A 22,161-nucleotide genomic window follows, 5' to 3' on the forward strand; every position below is an offset into this window, starting at 1 on the left:
TCCCTCCAGCAGGCGCGGTTTCCTTGTACACGCCCGCCGGAGGGATCAGGTTGACCGATCAGCGATATTCGATTTTGAACACCCACGCGTGGCTGCCCGCCGCGCGTGCCGCTTCCGGCACGTCGACCACGAGCTTGCCGTCCTTCCTGGCCCACTTCAGCTCGCCGGGGTACCCGAGCATGGTCACCCGGTCGCCGTCCTTGACGGGCACGGGCGCGTCCACCGTCAGCTGGGCGCCCGGCCGGTCGAGCGAGGTCACGTAGAACGCCTCGTTCTGCTTGACGGAGAACCGCAACGGACCCGAGGCGGCCATCCGTGACCAGTAAGTGGTGCCGTAGACGGATTCGCCGTTGACCTTGAGCCAGTCACCGGTCTCGCGCAGCCGGGTCTGCATGATCTCGGGAATGCTGCCGTCCGCACGCGGGCCGATGTCCAGCAGGAAGTTGCCGTTCTTGCTGGTGGTGTCGACCAGGGTGTGCACGACCTCGTCCGCGGTCATGTACATGCTGTCCGGCGTGGCCTGGTTGTATCCGTAGGACCGCGGATCGAGGCCGCGGCTGGCCTCCCACTTCTTGACGACGGTGTCCGGGTACGTCGCGTACTCGGGCGTGGTGAAGTCGTGGGTGGGGATGCCGCAGCGGTCGTCGACCGTGACGTCCTTGGGGCGCTGGCGGTTCTTCGCGTTGTTGAAGTAGTCGGCCAGCACGCGGCGGCTGTCGTTGGCGCCGCCGATGTCGCACCAGATCACGTCCGGGTCGTACTGGTGGACCAGCTCGCTCATCTGCGGGCCCTGGTAGTCCTTCACGAAGTCACGGCCGGACCGATAGCCGGTGTACGGCTCGGCCGCGCCGGTGTACGGGTTGCGCGGGCCGTGCCCCATCCACGGGCTGTCGGGGTTGTACCACTCCGGCATCGAGAAGTAGACGCCGTTGCGCAGGCCGGGCGTGTACTTGCGCGAGGCGTCGAACAACTCCTTGACCAGGTCCCGTTTCGGGCCGAGGTCGACGGAGTCGCGGCCGGACACCTTCGAGTCGTAGAGCGCGAAACCCTCGTGGTGCTTGGAAGTCAGCACGTAGTACTTCGCGCCGGCGGCCTGGAAGAGCTCGACCCAGCTCTTCGGATCGAACTTGGCCGCGGTGAAGCCGGAGATGAAGTCGTCGTACTTGAAGTCCTTGCCGTAGGTCTTCTCGTGGTAGGCGTGGACGGCGTTGTTCTGGTCCTCCATCCAGCGCCAGTACCACTCGGCGTACTGCTCGCCTGGCGGCGACCAGGCGGGCACCGAATACAGGCCCCAGTGGATGAAGATGCCGAACTTCGCGTCGTCGAACCAGTACGGCGACTCGTGCGTGCCCAGCGAGGCGTCGGTCGCCTGGTAGTCCGTGACGCCGAGGGTGAACCGGACCGCCTGTTCGGCGCGCAGCCGTTTCCCTTCGGCGACGATCTTCCCGTTGACGATCGTGTCCACCGGCGCGCCGGTGCGGGTGATCCCGATCCGCACCCGGACCTGCTCACCCGGAGCGAGCCTGCGCACCGGAGCGGGCTGGACGGTCCGCGCGCCGAACACCTCGGCCCGCACGGTCAGCTCGTCCCGCTCGGTGATCCACTCGTCGCCGAGGTTGGTCACGACCGCCTCGACGGCCTGCGCGTTGTTCAAAAGCTTGGGCGTGGAACGGGATCCGCGCAACGTGAGCGCCTTGCCGCGGCTCGATCCCTGCATGGTCAACGCGAAGACGTGCAGGCTCGTCTGGCCTGCCTGCGCCGGTTTGGTCACCGGCAAGGTGATCGAGACGGCCTCGCGGTTCGCGTCCAGCCAGAGCTGGGAAACGCTCAGCGAAACCGGATTCTGGTCGGTCTTGTCGTCCGGCGCGTACCGGAACGGCGCGACGATCTGCCCGGACGCGCCGTACCAGTCGGCTCCGCTCAGCGACGCCGCGCTCGTGCTGCCGTCGGCGTAGTGCACGGTCGCGGCGCCACCGGCCATGCCGTAGCTTCCGGCGACCAGGAAATGCGCCGAGTGGTACCGCCCGCGCGGAACGGCCACCTGCTGCCCGAGCGCGACGATGTTGTTCTTGGCGCCGGCGGCCGACGACGGGATCGCGAACGGCATCCCGTCCACACTCGCCCGCCCGCTGGGGAGTGCGTCACCCGGGAAGCTGTACCCCGAGCCGTCGAAGTTCCCGCCGCGTGCGGCGGCGGTGTCGATGCCATCGTTGTCGAAGTACTGGTCGAGCGGCACCGAGGCCGGTTCGGGCGGCGCGGCGTAGGCGGGCGCGGTGGTGACGACGGCACCCAGCAGCGCGGCGGTCATGGTCAAGACGATGATCGAACGGCGGCGACGTGATCTCATACATCCTCCACACCGGAGTCCGTAACATCCGATGTCTGACCTGCACGAAAGCAGCACGAAGACGCCGTTTCGTACATTGTGGGAATGCTACGGCGGATAGCTCTTGAGTCATCGGATCACTCGATCGTGACGTCACCACCCGCGACAGGTCAAGCACCGAAAGTCGGCTTGGCCGTTTTTGTCATCGCGCGCCCCGCGAAGCACGAACGCCACGTACGCGACGGTGAACGTCGCGAACGTGGCGTTCACGTACATGGCCGGCCCGCGCGGAGGGGCGGGGCGGCGCTCGGCGGCGCGCTGACCGTAGCCAGGTCACCTGCGCCTGCGCCTGCGCCTGCGCCCGCGCCCGCACCGGAGCCGGCAAGGCGGAGCTATCGGACTCAGGGCTATCAGACCGGAGCCGTCAGGCCGCCGTCACTCGGTGACGGCGTCGTCGAGCATGGTCGACTCGGCACCGAGTGCCCGGAGTTCCTCTTTCACCACGGTGTACGAAAGCCCTTGCGGGTAACCCTTGCGACCGAGGACGCCGAGCAGCCGCCGGATGGCCGTCTGCTCGTCGACGTTGCCGAGTGAGCGGATCTTCTTGCGCACGAGTTCCCGCGCGCGCTGCTCCTCGGACTCCCGGTCGACCTCACTCGCCGCCTCGACGGCGATCTCGCTGTCGACCCCTTTGCGCTTGAGTTCGGCGACGATGGCGCTGCGCGACAGTCCTTGCTGGACATGCCGCGAGCGCACCCACAACTCCGCGAACTCCGCGTCGTTGACCAGACCGGCCTTGTCGAGCTTGCCGAGCAAGGTCTCACTGGTCTCGTCGTCGAAACCCTTACGCTTCAAGGTCTTCCGAAGCTCGTCCTTGGTGCGGGGTCGAGCGGCGAGGAGGTCGTAACAGACCTCCTTCGCCTTCTTCCACCGCTCCTCGGGCGACAGCTCCGACGGATCGAGCCGAACCATTAGAAGTCGACGGGCGCCGGTGCGGCCTCGGCTTCCGCGTCGACCTGGGCGCCGATGCCGAGCTTCTCCTTGATGCGCTTCTCGATCTCGTTGGCGATGTCCGGGTTCTCCAGCAGGAACTTGCGGGCGTTCTCCTTGCCCTGGCCCAGCTGGTCGCCCTCGTAGGTGTACCAGGCGCCCGACTTGCGGACGATGCCCTGGTCGACACCCATGTCGATGAGCGAGCCCTCGCGGGAGATGCCCTTGCCGTAGAGGATGTCGAACTCGGCCTGCTTGAAGGGCGGGGCCACCTTGTTCTTCACGACCTTGACGCGGGTGCGGTTGCCGACGGGCTCGCCGCCGTCCTTCAGCGTCTCGATGCGGCGGACGTCGAGCCGGACGGAGGCGTAGAACTTCAGCGCCTTACCACCGGTCGTGGTCTCCGGGGAGCCGAACATCACGCCGATCTTCTCGCGCAGCTGGTTGATGAAGATCGCGGTGGTGCCGGAGTTGCTCATCGCGCCGGTCATCTTCCGCAGCGCCTGGCTCATCAGGCGGGCCTGGAGGCCGACGTGGCTGTCACCCATCTCGCCCTCGATCTCGGCACGGGGCACGAGCGCGGCGACGGAGTCGATGACCAGGATGTCGAGCGCGCCGGAGCGGACCAGCATGTCCGCGATCTCCAGCGCCTGCTCACCGGTGTCCGGCTGCGAGACGAGCAGCGCGTCGGTGTCGACGCCGAGCGCCTTGGCGTACTCCGGGTCGAGCGCGTGCTCCGCGTCGATGAAGGCCGCGATGCCGCCCGCCCGCTGCGCGTTGGCGACCGCGTGCAGCGCGACGGTGGTCTTACCCGAGGATTCCGGGCCGTAGACCTCGACGACGCGGCCGCGGGGAAGCCCGCCGATGCCGAGCGCGACGTCCAGCGCGACAGAGCCGGTCGGGATGACCGCGATCGGCGCGCGTCCTTCCTCGCCAAGGCGCATTACCGAGCCCTTGCCGTACTGCTTGTCGATCTGGGCGAGCGCGAGCTCGAGCGCCTTGCCCTTGTCGGGTGCTGCTGGTGCCATGGGGTCCACCTCGTTGGTTGTCTGTTGTGGCGGTGTCGGGTCCGACGCTACGGGCGGGGTCCGACAATTCCAGGCCTCGGCAGAGATCTGTGGATCGTTGGTCCCGATGTGCACAACATGCTAGACGAACACTTGTTCGAGGGCGAAAGTGACACGCCCTACTGCCGGGGTTTTTCGCTCATCGCCGCTTGGCAGGCACGTCGAAGGCGTCACAGACCGCCTGCCAGATCTCCTTGGGAGACGTGCCGACGGCCAGCGCCTGCTCGACGGTACGCCCGCCCAGCGAGCTGAAAACATGGTCCCTGCACAGGGTTTCCGCCCTGCCGGGGCCGAACTCGTCGGACATCATCCGCCGGAAGACCGTGATACGCATCCCGGACAGCGTAACCAACGCGCGCGGGCGCTCAGGACCCCGGCTGGACGCTCTCTTCGAAGTAGGACGCCAGCGTCCCGGCGGTCGCCGGCGTCTGGCCGGACGAGTTCACCTGATAGAGGAAGCCGGTCAGCGGCCGGTCCTTGACCGTGAAGACCAGCACCGCGACGTTCGCGCCCGCCGCCGACGAGTAGTCGCCCTCCAGGCCGTTGCCCTTCCACGGCGCGGTGACGATGTCCCCGCCCGCGGACTTCAGCAGCTCGTCGGTGTAGCTCTTCAGCGTGCCCGCCGAGTCGCTCTGCAGATACGTGACCTGCGTGCCGGCGCGGCCCGGCGCGGCGCAGGTCGACGAGGCGCCGAACTTCTCCGCCGACGCGGCCGGCCCGTTGCCCATCCCCGTCTTGCAGTCACCCGTGTCGGCGACCTTGCCGGCGAGCTGGCGCAGGCAGCCGGTGAAGCCCTTGTCATCGGCCTGACCAGGCGTCTTGCACTCGTCGGCGGTGTAGGTGGTGGTGGAATTCAGGACGAAGTACGTGGCGGCGCCGCCGAGCAGCACCACCAGCGCGATCGCGAGCGGGACCAGCCACTTCTTCTTGCTCTTGGCCGCGGGCTCCTGCGCGGGCGCGGGCGAGTAGGCCGGGAAGTTCGACGGCGCCTGCTGCTGTTGCTGGGGCCCGGTCGAGGGGAAGGAGGACTGCGGATAGGCGCCGGTCTGGTAGCCGGGCACGTTCGCGACCTGCTGCGGCGGCGCGGTGTAGGCACCGGCGGCGACCTGGCCTTCGACATTCTGCGTGCGCACGCTGATGCCGTCCTGCGCCACGTGGCACGCGCCCAGCGCGACCGCGGTCTCCGGCTGGTCGAGGCTGCCGGGCACGACGCCCAGCTTCTCCGCGATCAGGCTGCCCACCAGCGGGAGCCTGCTCGAACCGCCGACGAGATAGATGCCGGCCAGCCGATCGGGTGAAAGTCCGGCGGAGCGGAGCGTGCGCGAGAGCAGCTCGACACTGCGCAGCATCGACGGGCGGACCAGCGCCTCCAGCTCGGCGCGCGTGACCAGCACGTCGCTGAACGGCTCCGGCATCGGGACCTCGGTCTGCGGGTGCCGCGAGAGCGCCTCCTTGGCCGCCTTCACGTCCTCCTGCAGCGCACGCCTGGTGCGCCGGTCAGTGGTCGATTCCGGGCGCAGCAAATGCTGCCAGCGCTGGGGATCCTTGTGCGAGACCTCACGTCCGACGTGCACCATCAGCGCCTGGTCGACGTCCAGGCCGCCGAGGTCGGGCAGGCCGTCCTCGGCGAGGACGGTGAACCCGTTCTGCGTCGCGCCGACGATGGCGACGTCGAAGGTGCCGGCGCCGAGGTCGTACACGGCGAGTGCCTGGCCGGGCGCCAGCGCCTTGCCGGGGAAGGAGGCGAAGTGCGCGGCGGCCGCGACCGGCTCCGGGACCAGGGTGATGTTGTTGCCCATGCCCGCCAGGCGGGCCGCCGAGAGCAGGACGTTGCGGCGGACCGGTCCCCACTGCGCGGGGTGGGTGAGCCTGACCTCGTCGGGCGACTCGCCGCCGAGCTGGCGCCTGGTCTCGTCGAGCACGCGGCGCAGGATGGCCGCGAGCGCCTCGTTGACCGGCACGATGTCGGTGCCGAGCAGCAGGGTCTGCTCGTCGATGCGGCGCTTGGGGTTGGGCTCGAACCGGGTCGGGTCGAGCCGGGCGCGGCGCTCGGCGTCGCGGCCGATCATCAGCGTGCCGTCCTCCGTGGCGAACACCGCCGACGGCATGTTGGCCGAACCGTCGACCTCGACGACCCTGGGCGGCCGCCCGTGCGCCGCGAGCACGGCGACGGTGTTGGACGTCCCGAGATCGACCGACAGGATCCGCACGGTTCCCCCTAGCTATCTTCGCCCGAACGGACGAGTGTGCACACGTTGCGGAGCATGCTGCCACGACTCTGACCTCGCTGTGGGCAGGACCCGGCAGAAAGTGTCGGTGGTGAGGTTCATGATGGTGAACGTGGCTACACCTGACGTGCTCGACCTCTTCTCTCCCGCGACCGGCGCCTGGTTCACGGGAGCCTTCGCCGCGCCCACCGCGGCGCAGGAAGGAGCCTGGCGTGCGGCACACGCCGGCGAGCACGCGCTGGTCGTGGCCCCGACGGGCTCCGGCAAGACACTGTCCGCGTTCCTCTGGGCGCTGGACAGGCTGGCCGTCGAACCGCCGCCCGCCGACGCGCGGAAGCGCTGCCGTGTCCTCTATGTCTCCCCGCTCAAGGCGCTGGCGGTCGACGTCCAGCGCAACCTGCGCGCGCCGCTCGCCGGTATCTCGCAGGCTTCGCGGCGCCTCGGCCTCGCCCCGCCGGAGATCGAGGTCGGCATGCGCACCGGCGACACCACCGCGGCCGAGCGGCGCTCGTTCGGCAAGACCCCGCCGGACGTGCTGGTCACCACCCCGGAGTCGCTGTTCCTCATCTTGACCTCGTCGGCGCGTGAGTCGCTGCGCGGTGTCGAGACGGTGATCATCGACGAGGTGCACGCGGTCGCCGGTGGCAAGCGCGGCACGCACCTCGCGGTTTCACTCGAAAGGCTGGACGCGCTGCTACCGAAGCCCGCACAGCGGATCGGGCTGTCGGCGACGGTCCGCCCGATCGACGAGGTGGCCGCGTTCCTCGCGGGCGGGCGCCCGGTGAAGGTGGTGCAGCCGAAGCTCGCGAAGACGATCGAGGTCCGCGTCGAGGTCCCGGTCGACGACATGAGCCAGCTGGACGCGCCGAAGCGGCCCGAGCCCGGCGACGAGCCGTTCTCCTTCGAAGAAGAGGTGCTGCCCGCGCCGAAACCGTCGATCTGGCCCGCGGTCGAGGAGCGGGTGCTCGAACTGATCAAGGAGCATCGCTCGACGATCGTGTTCGCCAACTCCCGGCGGCTCACCGAGCGGCTGACGGCCCGGCTGAACGAACTCGTCGCCGAGCATGCGGAGATGGAGCGGTTCCCGGCCGAGGCGATCGGCCAATCGGGACTGGCCACCGGCGCCGAGGCCACGGTCGCCAAGGCGCACCACGGCTCGATGTCGCGTGAGCAGCGCACCAGGGTCGAAGAAGAACTGAAGTCGGGGCGGCTGCCGTGCGTGGTGGCCACCTCGTCGCTCGAACTCGGTATCGACATGGGCGCGGTCGATCTGGTGATCCAGATCGAGGCGCCGCCGACGGTCGCGTCCGGGCTCCAGCGGGTCGGCCGCGCCGGGCACCAGGTCGGCGCGGTGTCGAGCGGGGTCATGTTCCCGAAGTTCCGCGGCGACCTGGTCTCCTGCGCCGTGGTCGCCGAGCGGATGGCCTCGGGCTCGATCGAGGCCGTGCGTTATCCGCGCAACCCGCTGGACGTGCTGGCCCAGCACGTCGTGGCCATGGTCGCGCTGGAACCGTGGACGGTCGAGGACCTCGGGCGGCTGATCCGGCGCGCGGCCCCGTTCGCGGCGCTGCCGGACGACGCGCTGCTCGCGGTGCTCGACATGCTGGCCGGGCGCTACCCGAGCGAGGAGTTCGGCGAACTTCGCGCGCGGATCACCTGGGACAGGCTCACCGGCGAGCTGCGCGGACGGCCCGGCGCGCAACGGCTCGCGGTGACCTCGGGCGGGACGATCCCCGACCGGGGCCTCTTCACCGTGATGACACCCGGCGCGGACGACAAGCCGGGTTCGCGGGTCGGCGAGCTCGACGAGGAGATGGTCTACGAGTCGCGCGTCGGCGACACGATCCTGCTCGGCACCTCGTCGTGGCGGGTCACCGACATCACGCACGACCGGGTGCTCGTGGTGCCCGCGCCGGGCGAACCGGCGCGGATGCCGTTCTGGAAGGGCGACGCGCAGGGCAGGCCGCTGGAACTGGGCAGGGCGCTGGGTTCCTTCGTCCGCGAACTGTCCACTTCGGACTCCGAGAAGGCGAGGGCACGCGCCGAGACGGCCGGGCTCGACGAGCGCGCCCGCGACAACCTGCTGGCCTATCTCGAAGAGCAGAAGTCCGCGACGCGGCATGTGCCGAACGACCGGATCGTGCTGCTGGAGCGGTACCGCGACGAGCTGGGCGACTGGCGGATCATCCTGCATTCCCCGTTCGGCGCGCAGGTCAACGCGCCGTGGGCGCTCGCGATCGCCGCGCGCCTGCGGGAGAACCGCGGGGTGGACGCGCAGGTCGCCCACTCCGACGACGGGATCGTCCTGCGGCTGCCCGACGCGCTCGACTCCGACGGCGGCGAGGTCACCGTCAGCGTCGAGGACGTGCTGATCGACCCGGACGAGGTCGAGCAGATCATCGTCGCCGAGGTCGGCGGCTCGGCGTTGTTCGCCGCGCGGTTCCGGGAATGCGCGGCGCGGTCGCTGCTGCTGCCCCGGCGTGATCCCCGGCGCCGGACCCCCTTGTGGCAGCAGCGGCAGCGAGCGTCGCAGCTGCTTTCGGTCGCGGCGAAGTACGAGCGGTTCCCGGTCGTGCTCGAGGCGATGCGCGAAGTGCTTCAGGACGTGTACGACGTCGGCGGCCTCAAAGAACTGATGGGCGACGTCCGGGCGCGGCGGGTGAAGGTGGTCGAGGTCGAGACGCCGTCGCCGTCGCCGTTCGCGCGCAGCCTGCTCTTCGGCTACGTCGGCATGTTCCTGTACGAGACGGACGCACCGCTCGCCGAGCGCCGGGCCGCGGCGTTGTCGCTCGACTCGACCTTGCTGGCCGAACTGCTCGGCACCGAGGCGATCCGCGAGCTGCTGGACGCCGATGTCGTCGTCGAGATCGAACGGTCGCTGCAGCGGCTCGACGAGGACAGGCAGGCACGCAACGTCGAGGACGCCGCGGATCTGTTGCGGTTCCTGGGAGATCTGACCGTCGAAGAGGCCGCGGCGCGCGGTATCCGGCCCGGATGGCTCGACGAGCTGGAAGCGGCTCGCCGGGCGATCCGGGTGCGGATCGCCGGTGAGGAACGGTTCCTCGCCATCGAGGACGCGGGCCGGGTGCGGGACGCGCTCGGCGCGGCGCTGCCGGTCGGTGTGCCGGAGGCGTTCACCGAGCCGGTCGCGGATCCGGTGGGCGACCTGCTCGCCCGCTATGCCCGCGGCCGGGGGCCGTTCCCCGCGGCGCGGGCCGCCGAACGCTTCGGGCTGGGCGCGGCGGTGGTCCACGGTGTGCTCGACAGGCTGACCGGCGAAGGCAGGCTGGTTCGTGGCGAACTCAGTCCGCTCGGTGCAGGCGCCGAGCTTGAGTACTGCGACGCGGCCGTGTTGCGCAGGCTTCGGCGGGCTTCGCTGGCCAAGCTGCGTGCCGAGGTCGAGCCCGTCGAACCGGCGGCGCTCGGGCGGTTCTTGCCCGCATGGCACGGGATCGGCGCGCGTATGCGGTCGGCGCCGACCGCGGACGACGTGCTCTCGGTGATCGAGCAACTCGCCGGCGCGCCACTTCCGGCGAGCGCGGTGGAGTCGCTCATCCTGCCGAGCAGGCTTCCCGGCTACTCCCCCGCGTTGCTGGACGAGCTGACCACGGCGGGCGAAGTCACCTGGGCAGGCTGCGGTTCGCTCGCGGGCGGCGACGGCTGGGTCGCGCTCGCGCCGACGGACGTGGCCGACCTGCTGTTGCCGGAGATCGAGGAATCCGTGCCCAGCAGCCCGTTGCACGAGGCCATCGTGTCCACTTTGGAGGGAGGAGCGCAGTTCTTCCGCCAGCTCGTCGAGCGGGCGACGCTACTGGTCGACACCGCGCCGAACGACGCCGACGTGGTGGCCGCGCTGTGGGATCTGGTGTGGGCGGGCGTGGTCAGCGGTGACACGCTGGGTCCGTTGCGCGCACAGGTTTCCGGCAAGGGCGCCACGCACAAACCCCGCCGTGCGGCGCCTCGCGGCCGTTACGCGCGGATGCGGGCAGGCCGTCCGCACATGCCGTCGCGGTCTGGCCCGCCGACGGTCGCCGGTCGCTGGGCGCTGACCCCGCCACGCGAGACGGAGCCGACGCGGCGGGCGCACGCGCGCACCGAGGCGTTCTTGGAACGGCACGGCGTGCTGACCAGGGGCGCGCTGGAAACCGAACGCGTCACCGGCGGTTTTTCCGGGATCTACAAGGTACTTCGCGGCATGGAGGACACCGGGCAGGTCGTGCGCGGCTACGTCGTCGAAGGACTGGGCGCCGCCCAGTTCGCGGCGAAGGGCGCCGTCGACAGGCTGCGCGCGTTGTCCGACACGGGCACGCCGCGCGAGAACAAGACGAGCGCGGTCGTGCTCGCGGCGGCGGATCCGGCCCAGCCGTACGGCGCGGCGCTGCCGTGGCCTGCGGCGACCGGCGACACCAAGCACCGCCCGGCCCGCAAGGCAGGCGCGCTCGCGGTACTCGTCGACGGGATCCCGGCACTCTACGTCGAACGGGGCGGCCGCTCGCTGCTGAGCTTCACCGAAGACTCCGAAACCCTGCGCGCGGGCGCGCGGGCCCTGTCGACGGCCGTCCGCGAAGGCTGGCTCGGTCAGCTCGCGGTCCAGAAGGCCGACGGCGAGCACGCGCTGACCTCGGTGCTGTCGGAAATCCTCGTGGAGGCCGGTTTCCGGGCGACGCCGAAGGGGCTGCGCTTGCGGGCGTGACGGGGTCCCTAGGATCCTGGTCTGCGTCGAGGAGAGGACACGATAGAGATGGCCGTGCGCGAGCTGCGCTACTTCGGGGATCCGGTGCTGAAGAGCGTCTGCGATCCGGTGACGAAGTTCGACAAGAACCTCGAAGCACTGGTCAAGGACCTGATGGACTCGGTCAAGCTCCCCGGTAGGGCCGGTCTCGCGGCGAACCAGATCGGCGTCGGCCTGCGTGCGTTCAGCTATGACGTCCAGGGGCTCACCGGCTATGTGATCAACCCCGAGGTCGTCGAGGTCTCCGAAGAAACCCACGAGATCAACGAAGGCTGCCTCTCGGTGCCCGAACTCTGGTTCCCGGTCGTCCGCCCGAAGCGGGTCGTCGTCCGCGGTGTCGACGTGCACAACAAGCCGATCGAGGTCGAGGGTTTCGACGTGCTCGCCCAATGTCTCCAGCACGAAACCGACCATCTCGACGGCAAGCTCTACCTCGACCGCCTCACTCCCGACCGCAAGAAGAAGGCGCTGAGCCAAGCCCGCGACAAAGACTGGTTCTGGAAACGCTGACGCCCTTTACCGGGTGAGGTCGATCCGCAGCAGCCCGCCGGGCTCGGCAGGCGGGGTCGGGCCAAGCCCGGCGCGGACGGCCGTGCGGTGGATGGCGTCCTGGCTCGGCAGGCAGACCGCGGTGAGTTCGCGGTGGCCGCGGGCTTTGGCGAGCACGGCCAGCCTGGCGAGCAGCGCGGTGCCGACTCCGTTGCGCTGCCAAGAATCCTCGACCAGCAAGGAGAATTCGGCGCTCTCGCCGGTGCCCGCCGGGATGAGCTGGCCGAGGCCGATGATCTCCCGGCCGCACACCGCCAGCAGGCTCACGCCGCGCGGCGGCACGAGCAGCCGGTGCAGCCAGCGACGCGGCACCGTGCTGGTTCCCGTGTGATAGCGGTGGAACAACGTCGCCGTCGAGCACCTGTCGTGCAGGGCGAGCACCGCGTCGGCGTCACGAGGCTCGCCGGGCCTGAGCACGAGTTCGGCTCCGTCAAGGCAAGTGCTCACGACCGGGCCGGACACGTTGGCGCGCACCGAACGCAGCAAGCCGAGCAGTGCGGTGGCTCTGGCGAGTTCGAGCTGGACGAAAGGCGCCCAACGGCGGCGGGCGACCAGCGCGTTTTCGCCGTCCAGCTCGAAGACCGCGCGGTGACCGCTTTCGGTCCTGCTCGCGTTGGCTTCCGCCAGCGGGACCGTGGTCACGAGGTCAGCGGCGAGTACGTCGCGCAGGATCTCGGCGGTCTTGGCCGGTTCGTCGACCGCGCGGGTCGCGGCGCCGAGTGTGGCCGTCGCGCTGTCGACGAGGTCGCGGATGTCGGCGTCGACGATGCCGGTGCATTCGCAGCCCTCGGCGGCGATGGCCGCGACCAGGTGGTTCCTGGTCAGGCCCGTCGCCGGGCGGACGACGATCTCGTCGAGCACGCCACCGGGGACCGGGAGCACGGACAGGCCGAGGATGTTGCACTCCAGGTCGGCCAGCCTGATGGCGATCCTGGCGAGCGTGCCCGGCCGGTCGTCCATGCGGATGCGGAGCCGCCAGGTGAGCGAGCCCGCCGCTTCGGCCACGACGGCCCGCGTCGTCCGGGCGTGGGGAGTCTGGTGCATTCCTCCACCATGCGGTCCGGTTGTTGCCTGCCGGGGGCGCGGATGTTTCGCCCGTGTCAGAGCCTCCGTGGCCACGGCAACCGGAACGTAACGCAGCCGGGTCTAGGGCGTGTCCTGGGGATCTTGCACGCGCTAGCCGCGCCCAGGTGGCCGCCGGCGGCACCGCGGAATCACCCGAGTACAACCCGGTACGAGGATGATCCCGCGGCACCGCCGGCGACCACCTGGATCACGACTCCCATCGCACAAGATCCCCAGGACACGCCCTAACGCAGGTGGAACTCGTTGCCCTCGGGATCGGCCATCAGGCCGCCGGTCCCGAGCGGCATCGCGCCCGCGGCGCGCAGGCTGCCGACGTCGGCTGCGGCGATCTCCAGCCGCAGCCGGTTCATGCCGGTCTTGATGTCCTTGGTGCGTAAGCATTCCAGCCAAGCCCCGCGCTCGCCGGGCGACCGCAGGCCGACGATCTCGGGCGCCCTGTTCTTGATCGGCCAGCCGAGTGCGCCCGACCAGAACGTGGCGAGCACGTCCGGCTCGTGCGCGTCGACGACGAGCGCGGCGAGCGCGCCCGCGTCCAGATACACCTCGCGGGGTTCGAGCACGCAGAACTCGTTGTCCTCCGGGTCCGCGAGCACCACCCACGGCACATCGCCCTGACCGAGGTCGAGCCGGCGCGCGCCGAGCGACAGCGCTTTGTCCACAATGGACTTCTGGTGGTCCGGCGTGTGGCTCGCGAGGTCCGGATGAAGGCGGTTTTTGCCCTGCTTCGGCTCGGACGCCTGCGTGAACGTCAAGCCGAACTCGCAGCCGTCCGACGCGGGCGGGCGGACTTCGGCGTCACCGAGCCGCCAGCCGAGCAACTCGGCCCAGAACCGGGCGGCCGCGCCGGGATCAGCCGCGTCGAACACCAGATTCCGGATCGCCATTCGACTCAGCCTGCCATGTCCAAGACCAGAGTGCCGGTTGGAAAATAAGGATCGGCCGGCGCGAACGCCGGCCGATCCCTTTCGCTCGTCCGCGATATCGGTTTTGCTTCCCCGCAAACCGAAATCAGCGTGTCGCGAGCCGCAGCAACGCCCACAGCTGGCCGGAGATGTCCAGATCGCCGCCGTAGGTGACCGCGGTGGGGCTCGCTCTGCCCCACAGCCACAGGTACACCTGCGCGGCGCTGCCGGACACCAGCGCGTCCGACCGGTCGGCCTCCTCCGGCGAGCAGCGCCATGCCGTGGTCTCGTCGGGACCCGCCCTGGCGATCCAGCTGTGCCCGCCGGAGCGGATGCCCGCCTGACCGGCCTTGGTGCCGGTCAGGCCGAGCAACGGCAGCTTCTGGCCGAACCACACCGTGAGCACCTCGTCGATACCGTCGACCGCGACATCCTTCGGTATCTCGGTGATCGCCACACCCGCCGCGTTCTGGACGTCGAAGCGGTGGATGATCGTCTCGTGCGCCATCCGGCGGCGCCAGAACCCGTACGTGCGGTCGGCGGGCCACCAGGTGGAGGCCGGCTCGGCCGGGTCGTGCGCGCCCAGGTGGTCGAGGAGCTCGCGCCTGCTCTCCTCGAAATACTCCTCGACCGCCTGGCCGGGCTCTGGATCACGCTGCCATTCCGAGGGCCGCCTGCCCGCGAGCAGCCAGGCGAGCACGAAGCGATAGACGCTGCCGACGTGCCGCAGCGTCGCCCCGATCGTCCAGCCGGGGGCCGTGGGCACCGGCGCCTCGGCCGACGCGTCATGCGCCGTGTCGGCCAGCACCTCGCCCTCGGCCGCCAGCACGTCCAGCAGACGGCCGGGGTCGATCATCGCCTGCCCGGTCACCTATCCACTTCCCTTCATCGCCTGCCAGGCGACGGCCACGAACCGGCGGCTCTGCCGGAGCAGATCGTCGGCGACCTCGATGGTCATGCCCCTGGTGATCCCGGCTTGGGCCGAGGCCCTGGCCGCCGAGTTCGAGGCGAAATAGATCGCCCATTCCTTGAGTTCGGGCGCCGCCGCTTCGAGCAGCACCCAGGTGCTGGCGGGCTTCGCCCTGCCACGATGCGGCCTGCCGCGCGCGGCGAGCACGGCCGCGGCGGCGCGCAACGCCGCCAGATACGACGTGATGAAGCGCTCCGCGGGGTCGTGTTCCCGCTCGGCATCCCCCAGGCCGCGCCTGGCCTGCGCGAACAGGGCCAGCGCCGCGGGCGGGGCCGGCGGCCCCGTCGCCTGGGCGGGAATCGGTAACTCGGGCTGCACGATCTCAGCGCGGGACGCGACCGTTACTGCCATGGCCCCTCCACACCGTGTCCGGCGGCAACCGGGACCAAGACGCTTCCCCCGTCCCAGCCCCGGCCACCGCACCGGCACACCTCTACCGGACGTCGAACGTTTGTTCGATCAATTCCACTGTAACCCCACCCGGTGCGAGATCTCAACCCTGATGCCCGGCGCGGCCGGTTCGTGATCTCATACGGTCATGAGCACGCCCGACTACCCCGCCGTCGCCAAGGTCGCCGCCGCGCTCGCCGAGGCGGGCCAGCACGCTTCCGCCGAGGGGATCCGGATACTGCCCGCCGAGGTCCGCACCGCCGCGCAGGCGGCCGAGGCGCTGGGTATCGAGCCCGCCGCGATCGCGAACAGCCTGATCTTCCGCGCCGAGTTCGGCGACCGGGTGACGGCGCTGCTCGCACTCACCTCCGGCGGGCACCGGGCGAACACGGAGACGCTCGCGGCGCTCGCCGGCGCCACCAAGGTGGGCAAGGCGGACGCCGACTTCGTCAAAGAGCACACCGGCCAGGCGATCGGCGGGGTCGCGCCGGTCGGGCACCCCGCGCCGCTGCCGACGCTGGTCGACACGGCGCTTCGGGACCATCCGGTGGTCTGGGCCGCGGCCGGGCATCCGAAGTCGGTTTACCCGACGACCTTCGCCGGGTTGCTCGAACTCACCGGGGGCCGTGCTGCGGACGTCGCGGCGCCCGTGCAGGATATTCACCCGTGACCGCGATGTCCTCCAGTTGCACCCGGTACGTCCAGCTCACCGCTGACGAGTTCAGGGCCAGGCTTTACGAAGCGCTGGCGCTGTACGTCGACGCGATGCGCTACCCCGAGGGCACCGCCGAGCAGCGCGCGCCCATGTGGCTCACGCACGCGCTGCGCGAGGGCTGGCGCTGCATCGCCGCGCTCGACGCCGACGGCACCATGCTCGGCGTCACCTACGGCTATCGCGGCAGGCCGGGCCAGTGGTGGCACGAGCAGGTCCGGCGCGGCCTGACCCGCGCGGGCGGCGACCAGGCCGCGCACGGCTGGCTCAGCGACTACTTCGAGCTCACCGAGATCCACGTGCGCCCGGAAAGCCAGGGCAACCAGATCGGCGAGGGCCTGCTGCGGCGGCTGCTCGACGGGGTGCCCAGCGCCAACGTGCTGCTGTCCACTCCGGAGGGCCCGAACCGCGCGTGGAACCTGTACCGGCGCCTCGGGTTCGTCGACGTGCTGCGCGACTACCACTTCGCGGGTGACCCCCGGCCGTTCGCGATACTCGGCCGGGGGATCCCGCTCGACGAGCCGGTCAAGCAGGCTCAGTAGCCTCCGGCCGCCAGTAGCTCAACGCCAGCGCGCCGACCAGCAACGCGGCCCCGCACCAGCCGGTCGGGCCGAGGCGGTCGCCGAGCAGCACCGCGGACAGCACGGCCGCGGTCACCGGTTCGAGCAACGCCGACAACGCCGCCAGCACGGGATGCGCGGTGGTCAGCCCGCGCAGATACGCCGCGTACGCCAGCGCCGTCGGCACCGCGCCGAGGTACAACGCGAGCGCGACCACTTTCGGCTCGGCGGGCAGGCTCATGCCGAGCGTGATGGCGGCAGGCGTGAGCAGAAGACCACCGATGAGGCAGCCGAAAGCCGTGGTGCGCAAGGGATCGAGCCCCTCGACCGGACGGCCGGTCACCAGTGTGAGCGTCGCGAACCCGGCGCCGGCGAGCAGTGCGAAGAACAACCCGCCGAACAGCCGCGCGGCGTCGACGTCGACCGGGGACCACCGCAGCAGCACGAGCCCGGCCAGCGCGACGCCGATCGACAGCACCGTCCACCGGCTCGGCCTCCGGCGGTCGCGGACCGCCGAGGCGACCGCGACGAACACGGGCACGCTCCCGATGGTCGTCATGGTCGCGATGCTGACCGAGCTGAGCGAGACGGCGATGAAGTAACTCGCCTGGAACAACCCGAGCAGCGCACCGGCCGTGAGGAGCCTGGTCGCGACGGCTTTGGTGCGGGGTAAGGCTTTCAGGCCACCGGTGAGCCACAGGAACGCGACGGCGAAACAGCCGCCGAGCAGCAACCGGTACGCGGCGACGGCCAGCGGATGCAACCCGGCCTCCGCCGAGAGGACGGACCCGGCCAGGCCACCGGTGCCCCAGAGCACCCCGGCCAGAACGAGCGCGACCGCGGACCGGTCGCGCGTGGGCATGAGAACAGCGGACATGAAGGAACGCTCCAGCGTCGTTGGGAAAGGACACGACGACGCGAGGCGCGGAAGTCACCGAAGAGCCGTGCGGCGATTCACGCCGGACGGCTGACACGCACCTCGCTCAGGAGGCGGGAGGTGGTGTGACGAGGAAGATCCGGTGCATGGGACCCAAGGTATCAGTAAAAAAATCCCAATGCGTCTTTCGGTCCTTGGTAGGGACCGAAAGACGCATTGGGGACGTGCCAGGTGCCGAAAGACGCATTCGGGACCTACCAGGGACCGAACGACGCATTGGGATTTTTTCCCAGGCTCCAGGGGCTAGCTGAGTTCGGCGAGCTGGGCGCGGAGGGTGTCGAGGCCCATGCCGCCCAGTTTCAGGGCGCGCGAGTGGAACTCCTTGATGTCGAAGGCGTCGCCCGCGCGCTGGCGGGCTTCTTCGCGGGCCGCGAGCCAGAGGCGCTCGCCGAGTTTGTAGGAGGGGGCCTGGCCGGGCCAGCCGAGGTAGCGGTCGATCTCGTCGCGGACGTGGTGCTCGTCGGTGATCGTGCGGGTCAGCATGAACTCGAGGCCGAGTTCGGGGGTCCAGCGCTCGCCCTCGTGGAAGCCGGTGCCCGCCGGGATCTCGAGTTCGAGGTGCATGCCGATGTCGACGATCACGCGGGCGGCGCGGAACAGCTGCTCGGCGAGCATGCCGAGGAGGTCGCCGTCGTCGTCGAGGTAGCCGAGGTCCTGCATGAGCCGCTCGGCGTAGAGCGCCCAGCCCTCGCCGTGGCCGGAGGTGAAACCCATCAGCCGCTGGTACTTGTTCAGCGAAGCCGCTTCGGCGACCGCGATCGCGATCTGGAGGTGGTGACCGGGCGCGCCCTCGTGGTAGACGGTGCTGACCTCACGCCAGGTGGAGAACTCCTCCTTGTCGGCTTGCACGGACCACCACATGCGGCCCGGCCTGCTGAAGTCCTCGCTCGGCCCGGTGTAGTACGCGCCGACGCCGCCGCCGGGCGGGGCGATCTTGCACTCGAGCTTCATGATCTCGTCGGGGATGTCGAAGTGCTTGCCGCGCAACGACTGCATCGCGTCGTCGGAGAGTTTCTGCATCCAGGCCTCGAAAGCGGCCTGGCCGTGCACGCGGTACTTGGGGTCGGCGTCGAGTGCCTCGGCGGTCTCGGCGAGCGTCGCGCCCGGCTTGATCCTGGCTGCGACGGCGATCATCTCGTTTTCCAGCCTGGAAAACTCCGCCCAGCCCCACTCGTAGGCTTCCTGCAGGTCGAACGTGGCGCCGGTGAAGTAGCGCGACCAGAGCCGGTAGACCTCGATGCCGACGGCGTCCTTGACCGGCGCGCGGGGCGCGAGCTCGGCGCGCAGGAACCCGGCGAGCTCGGCGTACGCCTCCTGCGCGGCGCGCGCGGCGCGGCCCAGCTCGTCCAGCGGCGCGCCTTCGACCTTCTCGGCGGCCGCGACGAACGCGGTGAAGAAGCCTTCCTTGCCGTGCAGCCCGGCCCAGGTCTCGGCCTGCTCGGCGGTCTTGCCGATCTGCCGCAGCGCGGAGACCTGCCCGCGCTCGGCCGCGACCAGGAGCGACGCGCGGAGGCCGTCGAGGGCCTCCGGCACCTTCGCGAGCCTGGTGGCGATGACCGACCAGTCCTGCGCGGTTTCGGCGTCCATCAGGTCGAAGACCATCCGGATCTCCTGCACCGGGCAGGAGATCACGTTGAGTGCGGCGAGCGGCAGCCCGGCGTCGTGGATCTCGACCTCGAGGCCGATGCGCTCGGCGAAGACGGCCTTCGCCGAGCGTTCGCTGTCGTTCGCAGGCTCGGCCGCCAGCACGTCACGCAGCGCGCGCCTGGCGATCTCGGCGCGCAGCTCGTGGCCGGCAGGCGAATAGTCGGTCAAGCGGTCGTCGTGACCGGCGATGCCGATCGTCGTCGCCACGACCGGGTCGGCGGCCGCGTATTCGTCGGCGAACCGGTCACAGATCTCGTGCACACCCATGACGCGCACGCTACCGGTCGTCACGCCCTGGCAGGTACCAGCCCGAGCCGGTTGACCACCTCACGCGTCGCCTTGGACCGGTTGAACGTGTAGAAGTGCAGGTTGGGCACGCCTTCCGCGAGCAACCGCTCGCCCATTTCGGTCACCACGTCGATGCCTTCGGCGCGGAACGCCTTGGCATCGCCCGCGAGCGGTTCGAGCCGGTCCAGCAGTGAACGCGGCGCCGACGCGCCGGACAGCTTGATGGTGGTGTGCAACGTCCTCGGCGTCGTCAGCGGCATGATCCCGGGGATCATCACGGCCTCGCAGCCGGTCGCGGCCACCCGGTCGCGCAGGCGCAGGAAGTCCTCCGGCTCGAAGAACAGCTGCGCGATGGCGAAATCGGCGCCGGCACGCAGTTTCCGCACCAGGTAGTGGGTGTCGGCTTCGAGGTTCGCCGAGCGCGGGTGTCCATAAGGGAACGCCGAGACGCCGACGCAGAAGTCGCCGAGCGAGCGGACGAGCTCGACCAGTTCCTCCGCGTAGTTCAAGCCCTGCGGGTGCGCCACCCAGTCGCCGTAGACGTCGCCGGGCGGGTCGCCGCGCAGCGCGAGGATGTTGCGCACGCCGACGGCGGCGTACCAGCCGATCACGTTGCGCAGCTCGGCGACGGAGTGGTCGACCGCGGTCAGGTGCGCCATCGGCACGAGCGTGGTCTCGGTGGCCGCGCGGGCGATGTTGCGGATCGTGCCGTCGCGGCTGGACCCGCCTGCGCCGTAGGTGATCGACATGTACGCCGGGTCGAACGGCTCGAGCTCGCGGATGGAACGCCAGAGGATCGCTTCGTCGGCCTCGTCACGCGGAGGGAAGAACTCGACAGAAAAGGCGGGGGTGTCTCCCCGCAACCGCTCGATCACCGACGTCATGTCACTCATGGTATCGGTGAAAGTCCGCCCTTTGGGAAACCGTCCCGCAGGCTGAGAGAAGCGATAATGGCCACATGAGCGAGGTCGACGAGGACATCCGGCTGGCCGTCTACCGCACCTTCGCCGCCCGGGGCATCCCGCCGACCCCGGCCGAGTTGGCCCAGGTCGCGGGCGGTTCTTCGGCGCGGGCCAAGCACGCGCTGCGCAGGCTGGCCGACGCGCACCACGTGGTGCTGGACGTCTGCGACCACGTGCTGATGGCGCATCCGTTCTCCGCCGTCCCGATGGGATTTTCGGTGATGGGCGCGTCCACATTGTGGTGGGGCGGCTGCGCGTGGGACTCGTTCGCGTTACCCCACGTGGTCCCCGACGAGCCGGAAGTGCTGGTGGCGACCCGGTGTCCCGGCTGCGAGGAGCCGCACGCCTGGGTGGTCGGCAAGGACAAGCCGCCGAACGGGGCACAGCTCGCGCATTTCCTCGTGCCGATGTCCAAGGTGTGGGACGACGTGGTGCACACGTGCGGGAATCAGCGGATCTTCTGCGGCAGGTCCTGTGTGGACGACTGGCTCGGCGCGTCCGGCAACGCCGAGGGTTTCGTGATGGACCTGCCGACGTTGTGGCGGCTGGCTTCCGGCTGGTACGCGGGCCGCTTCGAAGCCGGATACCAGCGCAGGGAACCCGCCAAGGCGGCCGAGTACTTCGCCTCCGTGGGACTGCGCGGTGCGTTCTGGGGCGTCTAGTTCGCCACATCAAGGGGCACCCGGAGATCGGGACCGAGGCGGGTTCCCGGACCATAGAGGGATGAGCCTCCCCGCGTATGACGCAGAGTTCCCGGCACAGGTGGAACGAGCGCTCGTCGAATTCCTCGACCGCGCGGGTGACGAGATCGTGCGGACCGAGCCCAGTGTGCAGGCCGGTATCGACGCGCTGGCCGGTTTCGTGCTCGGCGGCGGGAAGCGGCTGCGGCCGACTTTCGCCTGGTGGGCCTGGCGCGGCGCGGGCGGCGATCCCGCCGGCCCCGACGCCGAGGGCGTGCTGCAGGCCGCCGCGAGCCTCGAACTCATCCAGGCGTGCGCGCTCATCCACGACGACCTGATCGACTCGTCCGACTCGCGCCGCGGCTCGCCGACGGTGCACATCGCGTTCGCCAAGCAGCACGCCGACCAGGGCTGGCTCGGCTCGGCGAGCACGTTCGGGCTCGCCACCGCCGTGCTGATGGGCGACCTGGCGCTGGCATGGGCCGACGACATGTTCGCCGACGCGCCGCTGCCCGCCGCGACCATCGCCGCCGCGCGGCCCGCGTGGCGCGCGATGCGGACCGAGGTGCTCGCCGGGCAGTACCTCGACGTGCGCACCCAGGCCGTCGGCGACTCCTCGCCGGAAGCCGCGCTGCGCATCGACAAGCTCAAGACCGCCGCGTACACCGTGCAGCGGCCATTGCACCTGGGCGCGGCGCTGGCGGGTGCCGACGAGCGGCTCATCGAGACGCTGATGGAGTTCGGCGGCGATCTCGGCGTCGCGTTCCAGCTGCGTGACGACCTGCTCGGGGTGTTCGGCGACCCGTCGGTCACCGGCAAACCGGCCGGTGACGACCTGCGCGAGGGCAAGCGGACGCTGCTGGTCGCGCTGGGCATGCGGCAGGCGGCCGCCAAGGGCGACACCGCCGCGGCGCGCGTCATCGAAGAGGCCATCGGGGACGCGGACCTGTCCGACACCGCGGTCGACGTCGTGCGCGACGCGCTGGTGACCGTCGGCGCGGTGGACGCGGTCGAGGAGCGGATCGACCAGCTGACCACCTCCGGGCTGGCCGCGCTCGAGCGGGCGAAACTCGCCGAGCCCGCCAACACCGAACTCATCGCGCTCGCGGCCAAGGCGACCAAGAGGACGTACTGA

General features: G+C 70.2%; 18 protein-coding genes. 6 read left to right on the forward strand and 12 right to left on the reverse strand.

Annotation, left to right across the window (positions count from 1 at the left end; all coding sequences use genetic code 11):
- Positions 1 to 58: 58 nt before the first annotated feature.
- From AB5J62_RS28615 to AB5J62_RS28635, 5 genes are all read right to left on the reverse strand, one after another.
- Positions 59 to 2,347: an alpha-L-fucosidase gene (locus AB5J62_RS28615; RefSeq protein WP_370943019.1), complete on the reverse strand. Its 2,289-nt coding sequence runs from the start codon at positions 2,345 to 2,347 to the stop codon at positions 59 to 61.
- A 414-nt stretch (positions 2,348 to 2,761) separates the two neighbouring features.
- Entirely contained in the window at positions 2,762 to 3,298 is a 537-nt protein-coding gene (locus AB5J62_RS28620) for a regulatory protein RecX (RefSeq protein WP_370943020.1), read from the reverse strand.
- Complete coding sequence (recA, locus tag AB5J62_RS28625; protein WP_370943021.1) at positions 3,298 to 4,344, reverse strand: recombinase RecA; 1,047 nt, start codon at positions 4,342 to 4,344, stop codon at positions 3,298 to 3,300. Before recA ends, AB5J62_RS28620 begins: the two co-directional genes overlap by 1 nt.
- A 178-nt stretch (positions 4,345 to 4,522) precedes the next feature.
- Complete coding sequence (locus tag AB5J62_RS28630; protein WP_370943022.1) at positions 4,523 to 4,717, reverse strand: DUF3046 domain-containing protein; 195 nt, start codon at positions 4,715 to 4,717, stop codon at positions 4,523 to 4,525.
- Positions 4,718 to 4,748: 31 nt separating this feature from the next.
- Positions 4,749 to 6,593, reverse strand: a complete 1,845-nt coding sequence (locus AB5J62_RS28635; RefSeq protein WP_370943023.1) for an Hsp70 family protein — start codon at positions 6,591 to 6,593, stop codon at positions 4,749 to 4,751.
- A 121-nt stretch (positions 6,594 to 6,714) separates the two neighbouring features.
- On the opposite strand from AB5J62_RS28635, the gene AB5J62_RS28640 reads away from it, so the two are divergent.
- Together AB5J62_RS28640 and def are read left to right on the forward strand one after the other, a co-directional pair.
- The gene (locus AB5J62_RS28640; RefSeq protein WP_370950367.1) at positions 6,715 to 11,304 is read left to right on the forward strand and encodes an ATP-dependent helicase; all 4,590 of its coding nucleotides are present in this window, start codon (positions 6,715 to 6,717) and stop codon (positions 11,302 to 11,304) included.
- A gap of 48 nt (positions 11,305 to 11,352) precedes the next feature.
- Complete coding sequence (def, locus tag AB5J62_RS28645) at positions 11,353 to 11,853, forward strand: peptide deformylase (protein WP_370943024.1); 501 nt, start codon at positions 11,353 to 11,355, stop codon at positions 11,851 to 11,853.
- 6 nt (positions 11,854 to 11,859) lie between these two features.
- Here the strand turns inward: def and AB5J62_RS28650 are convergent, their stop codons facing one another.
- The 4 genes from AB5J62_RS28650 to AB5J62_RS28665 all read right to left on the reverse strand — a co-directional run bounded on the left by AB5J62_RS28650 (position 11,860) and on the right by AB5J62_RS28665 (position 15,201).
- The gene (locus AB5J62_RS28650) at positions 11,860 to 12,936 is read right to left on the reverse strand and encodes a GNAT family N-acetyltransferase (protein WP_370943025.1); all 1,077 of its coding nucleotides are present in this window, start codon (positions 12,934 to 12,936) and stop codon (positions 11,860 to 11,862) included.
- Between the two features lie 266 nt (positions 12,937 to 13,202).
- Positions 13,203 to 13,862 (reverse strand): VOC family protein, encoded by a 660-nt coding sequence (locus AB5J62_RS28655; RefSeq protein WP_370943026.1) that lies wholly within the window; start codon positions 13,860 to 13,862, stop codon positions 13,203 to 13,205.
- A gap of 124 nt (positions 13,863 to 13,986) precedes the next feature.
- Entirely contained in the window at positions 13,987 to 14,751 is a 765-nt protein-coding gene (locus tag AB5J62_RS28660; protein ID WP_370943027.1) for a maleylpyruvate isomerase family mycothiol-dependent enzyme, read from the reverse strand.
- Entirely contained in the window at positions 14,752 to 15,201 is a 450-nt protein-coding gene (locus AB5J62_RS28665; protein WP_370943028.1) for an SAV_6107 family HEPN domain-containing protein, read from the reverse strand.
- A 187-nt stretch (positions 15,202 to 15,388) separates the two neighbouring features.
- On the opposite strand from AB5J62_RS28665, the gene AB5J62_RS28670 reads away from it, so the two are divergent.
- The gene (locus AB5J62_RS28670; protein ID WP_370943029.1) at positions 15,389 to 15,910 is read left to right on the forward strand and encodes a YbaK/EbsC family protein; all 522 of its coding nucleotides are present in this window, start codon (positions 15,389 to 15,391) and stop codon (positions 15,908 to 15,910) included.
- Positions 15,907 to 16,494, forward strand: a complete 588-nt coding sequence (locus AB5J62_RS28675; RefSeq protein ID WP_370943030.1) for a GNAT family N-acetyltransferase — start codon at positions 15,907 to 15,909, stop codon at positions 16,492 to 16,494. Before AB5J62_RS28670 ends, AB5J62_RS28675 begins: the two co-directional genes overlap by 4 nt.
- On the opposite strand, the gene AB5J62_RS28680 is transcribed toward AB5J62_RS28675, so the two are convergent.
- The 3 genes from AB5J62_RS28680 to AB5J62_RS28690 form a co-directional block, all read right to left on the reverse strand.
- A complete protein-coding gene (locus tag AB5J62_RS28680; protein ID WP_370943031.1) occupies positions 16,478 to 17,389 on the reverse strand; it encodes a DMT family transporter in 912 nt (303 codons plus the stop codon). The genes AB5J62_RS28675 and AB5J62_RS28680 overlap by 17 nt on opposite strands.
- 303 nt (positions 17,390 to 17,692) lie before the next feature.
- Positions 17,693 to 19,363 (reverse strand): DUF885 domain-containing protein, encoded by a 1,671-nt coding sequence (locus AB5J62_RS28685; protein ID WP_370943032.1) that lies wholly within the window; start codon positions 19,361 to 19,363, stop codon positions 17,693 to 17,695.
- A 20-nt stretch (positions 19,364 to 19,383) separates the two neighbouring features.
- Complete coding sequence (locus AB5J62_RS28690) at positions 19,384 to 20,268, reverse strand: methylenetetrahydrofolate reductase (RefSeq protein ID WP_370943033.1); 885 nt, start codon at positions 20,266 to 20,268, stop codon at positions 19,384 to 19,386.
- A 74-nt stretch (positions 20,269 to 20,342) separates the two neighbouring features.
- Here AB5J62_RS28690 and merB point away from each other — a divergent pair, with 74 nt between their 5' ends.
- Positions 20,343 to 21,008: an organomercurial lyase gene (merB, locus tag AB5J62_RS28695; protein ID WP_370943034.1), complete on the forward strand. Its 666-nt coding sequence runs from the start codon at positions 20,343 to 20,345 to the stop codon at positions 21,006 to 21,008.
- A 61-nt stretch (positions 21,009 to 21,069) separates the two neighbouring features.
- A complete protein-coding gene (locus tag AB5J62_RS28700) occupies positions 21,070 to 22,161 on the forward strand; it encodes a polyprenyl synthetase family protein (RefSeq protein WP_370943035.1) in 1,092 nt (363 codons plus the stop codon).

This window comes from Amycolatopsis sp. cg5, from assembly GCF_041346955.1.
Taxonomy (GTDB): Bacteria; Actinomycetota; Actinomycetes; order Mycobacteriales; family Pseudonocardiaceae; genus Amycolatopsis.

What these genes read in the sequence shown, in the direction of transcription:
- AB5J62_RS28620 (WP_370943020.1), bottom strand. Translation starts at nt 3,298, where the DNA reads ATGGTTCGGCTCGATCCGTCGGAGCTGTCGCCCGAGGAGCGGTGGAAG.
- AB5J62_RS28655 (WP_370943026.1), bottom strand. Translation starts at nt 13,862, where the DNA reads ATGGCGATCCGGAATCTGGTGTTCGACGCGGCTGATCCCGGCGCGGCC.
- AB5J62_RS28630 (WP_370943022.1), bottom strand. Translation starts at nt 4,717, where the DNA reads ATGCGTATCACGGTCTTCCGGCGGATGATGTCCGACGAGTTCGGCCCC.
- AB5J62_RS28670 (WP_370943029.1), top strand. Translation starts at nt 15,389, where the DNA reads ATGAGCACGCCCGACTACCCCGCCGTCGCCAAGGTCGCCGCCGCGCTC.
- recA (WP_370943021.1), bottom strand. Translation starts at nt 4,344, where the DNA reads ATGGCACCAGCAGCACCCGACAAGGGCAAGGCGCTCGAGCTCGCGCTC.
- AB5J62_RS28615 (WP_370943019.1), bottom strand. Translation starts at nt 2,347, where the DNA reads ATGAGATCACGTCGCCGCCGTTCGATCATCGTCTTGACCATGACCGCC.
- AB5J62_RS28650 (WP_370943025.1), bottom strand. Translation starts at nt 12,936, where the DNA reads ATGCACCAGACTCCCCACGCCCGGACGACGCGGGCCGTCGTGGCCGAA.
- AB5J62_RS28680 (WP_370943031.1), bottom strand. Translation starts at nt 17,389, where the DNA reads ATGTCCGCTGTTCTCATGCCCACGCGCGACCGGTCCGCGGTCGCGCTC.
- AB5J62_RS28690 (WP_370943033.1), bottom strand. Translation starts at nt 20,268, where the DNA reads ATGACGTCGGTGATCGAGCGGTTGCGGGGAGACACCCCCGCCTTTTCT.
- AB5J62_RS28700 (WP_370943035.1), top strand. Translation starts at nt 21,070, where the DNA reads ATGAGCCTCCCCGCGTATGACGCAGAGTTCCCGGCACAGGTGGAACGA.
- AB5J62_RS28665 (WP_370943028.1), bottom strand. Translation starts at nt 15,201, where the DNA reads ATGGCAGTAACGGTCGCGTCCCGCGCTGAGATCGTGCAGCCCGAGTTA.
- AB5J62_RS28685 (WP_370943032.1), bottom strand. Translation starts at nt 19,363, where the DNA reads ATGGGTGTGCACGAGATCTGTGACCGGTTCGCCGACGAATACGCGGCC.
- AB5J62_RS28640 (WP_370950367.1), top strand. Translation starts at nt 6,715, where the DNA reads ATGGTGAACGTGGCTACACCTGACGTGCTCGACCTCTTCTCTCCCGCG.
- merB (WP_370943034.1), top strand. Translation starts at nt 20,343, where the DNA reads ATGAGCGAGGTCGACGAGGACATCCGGCTGGCCGTCTACCGCACCTTC.
- def (WP_370943024.1), top strand. Translation starts at nt 11,353, where the DNA reads ATGGCCGTGCGCGAGCTGCGCTACTTCGGGGATCCGGTGCTGAAGAGC.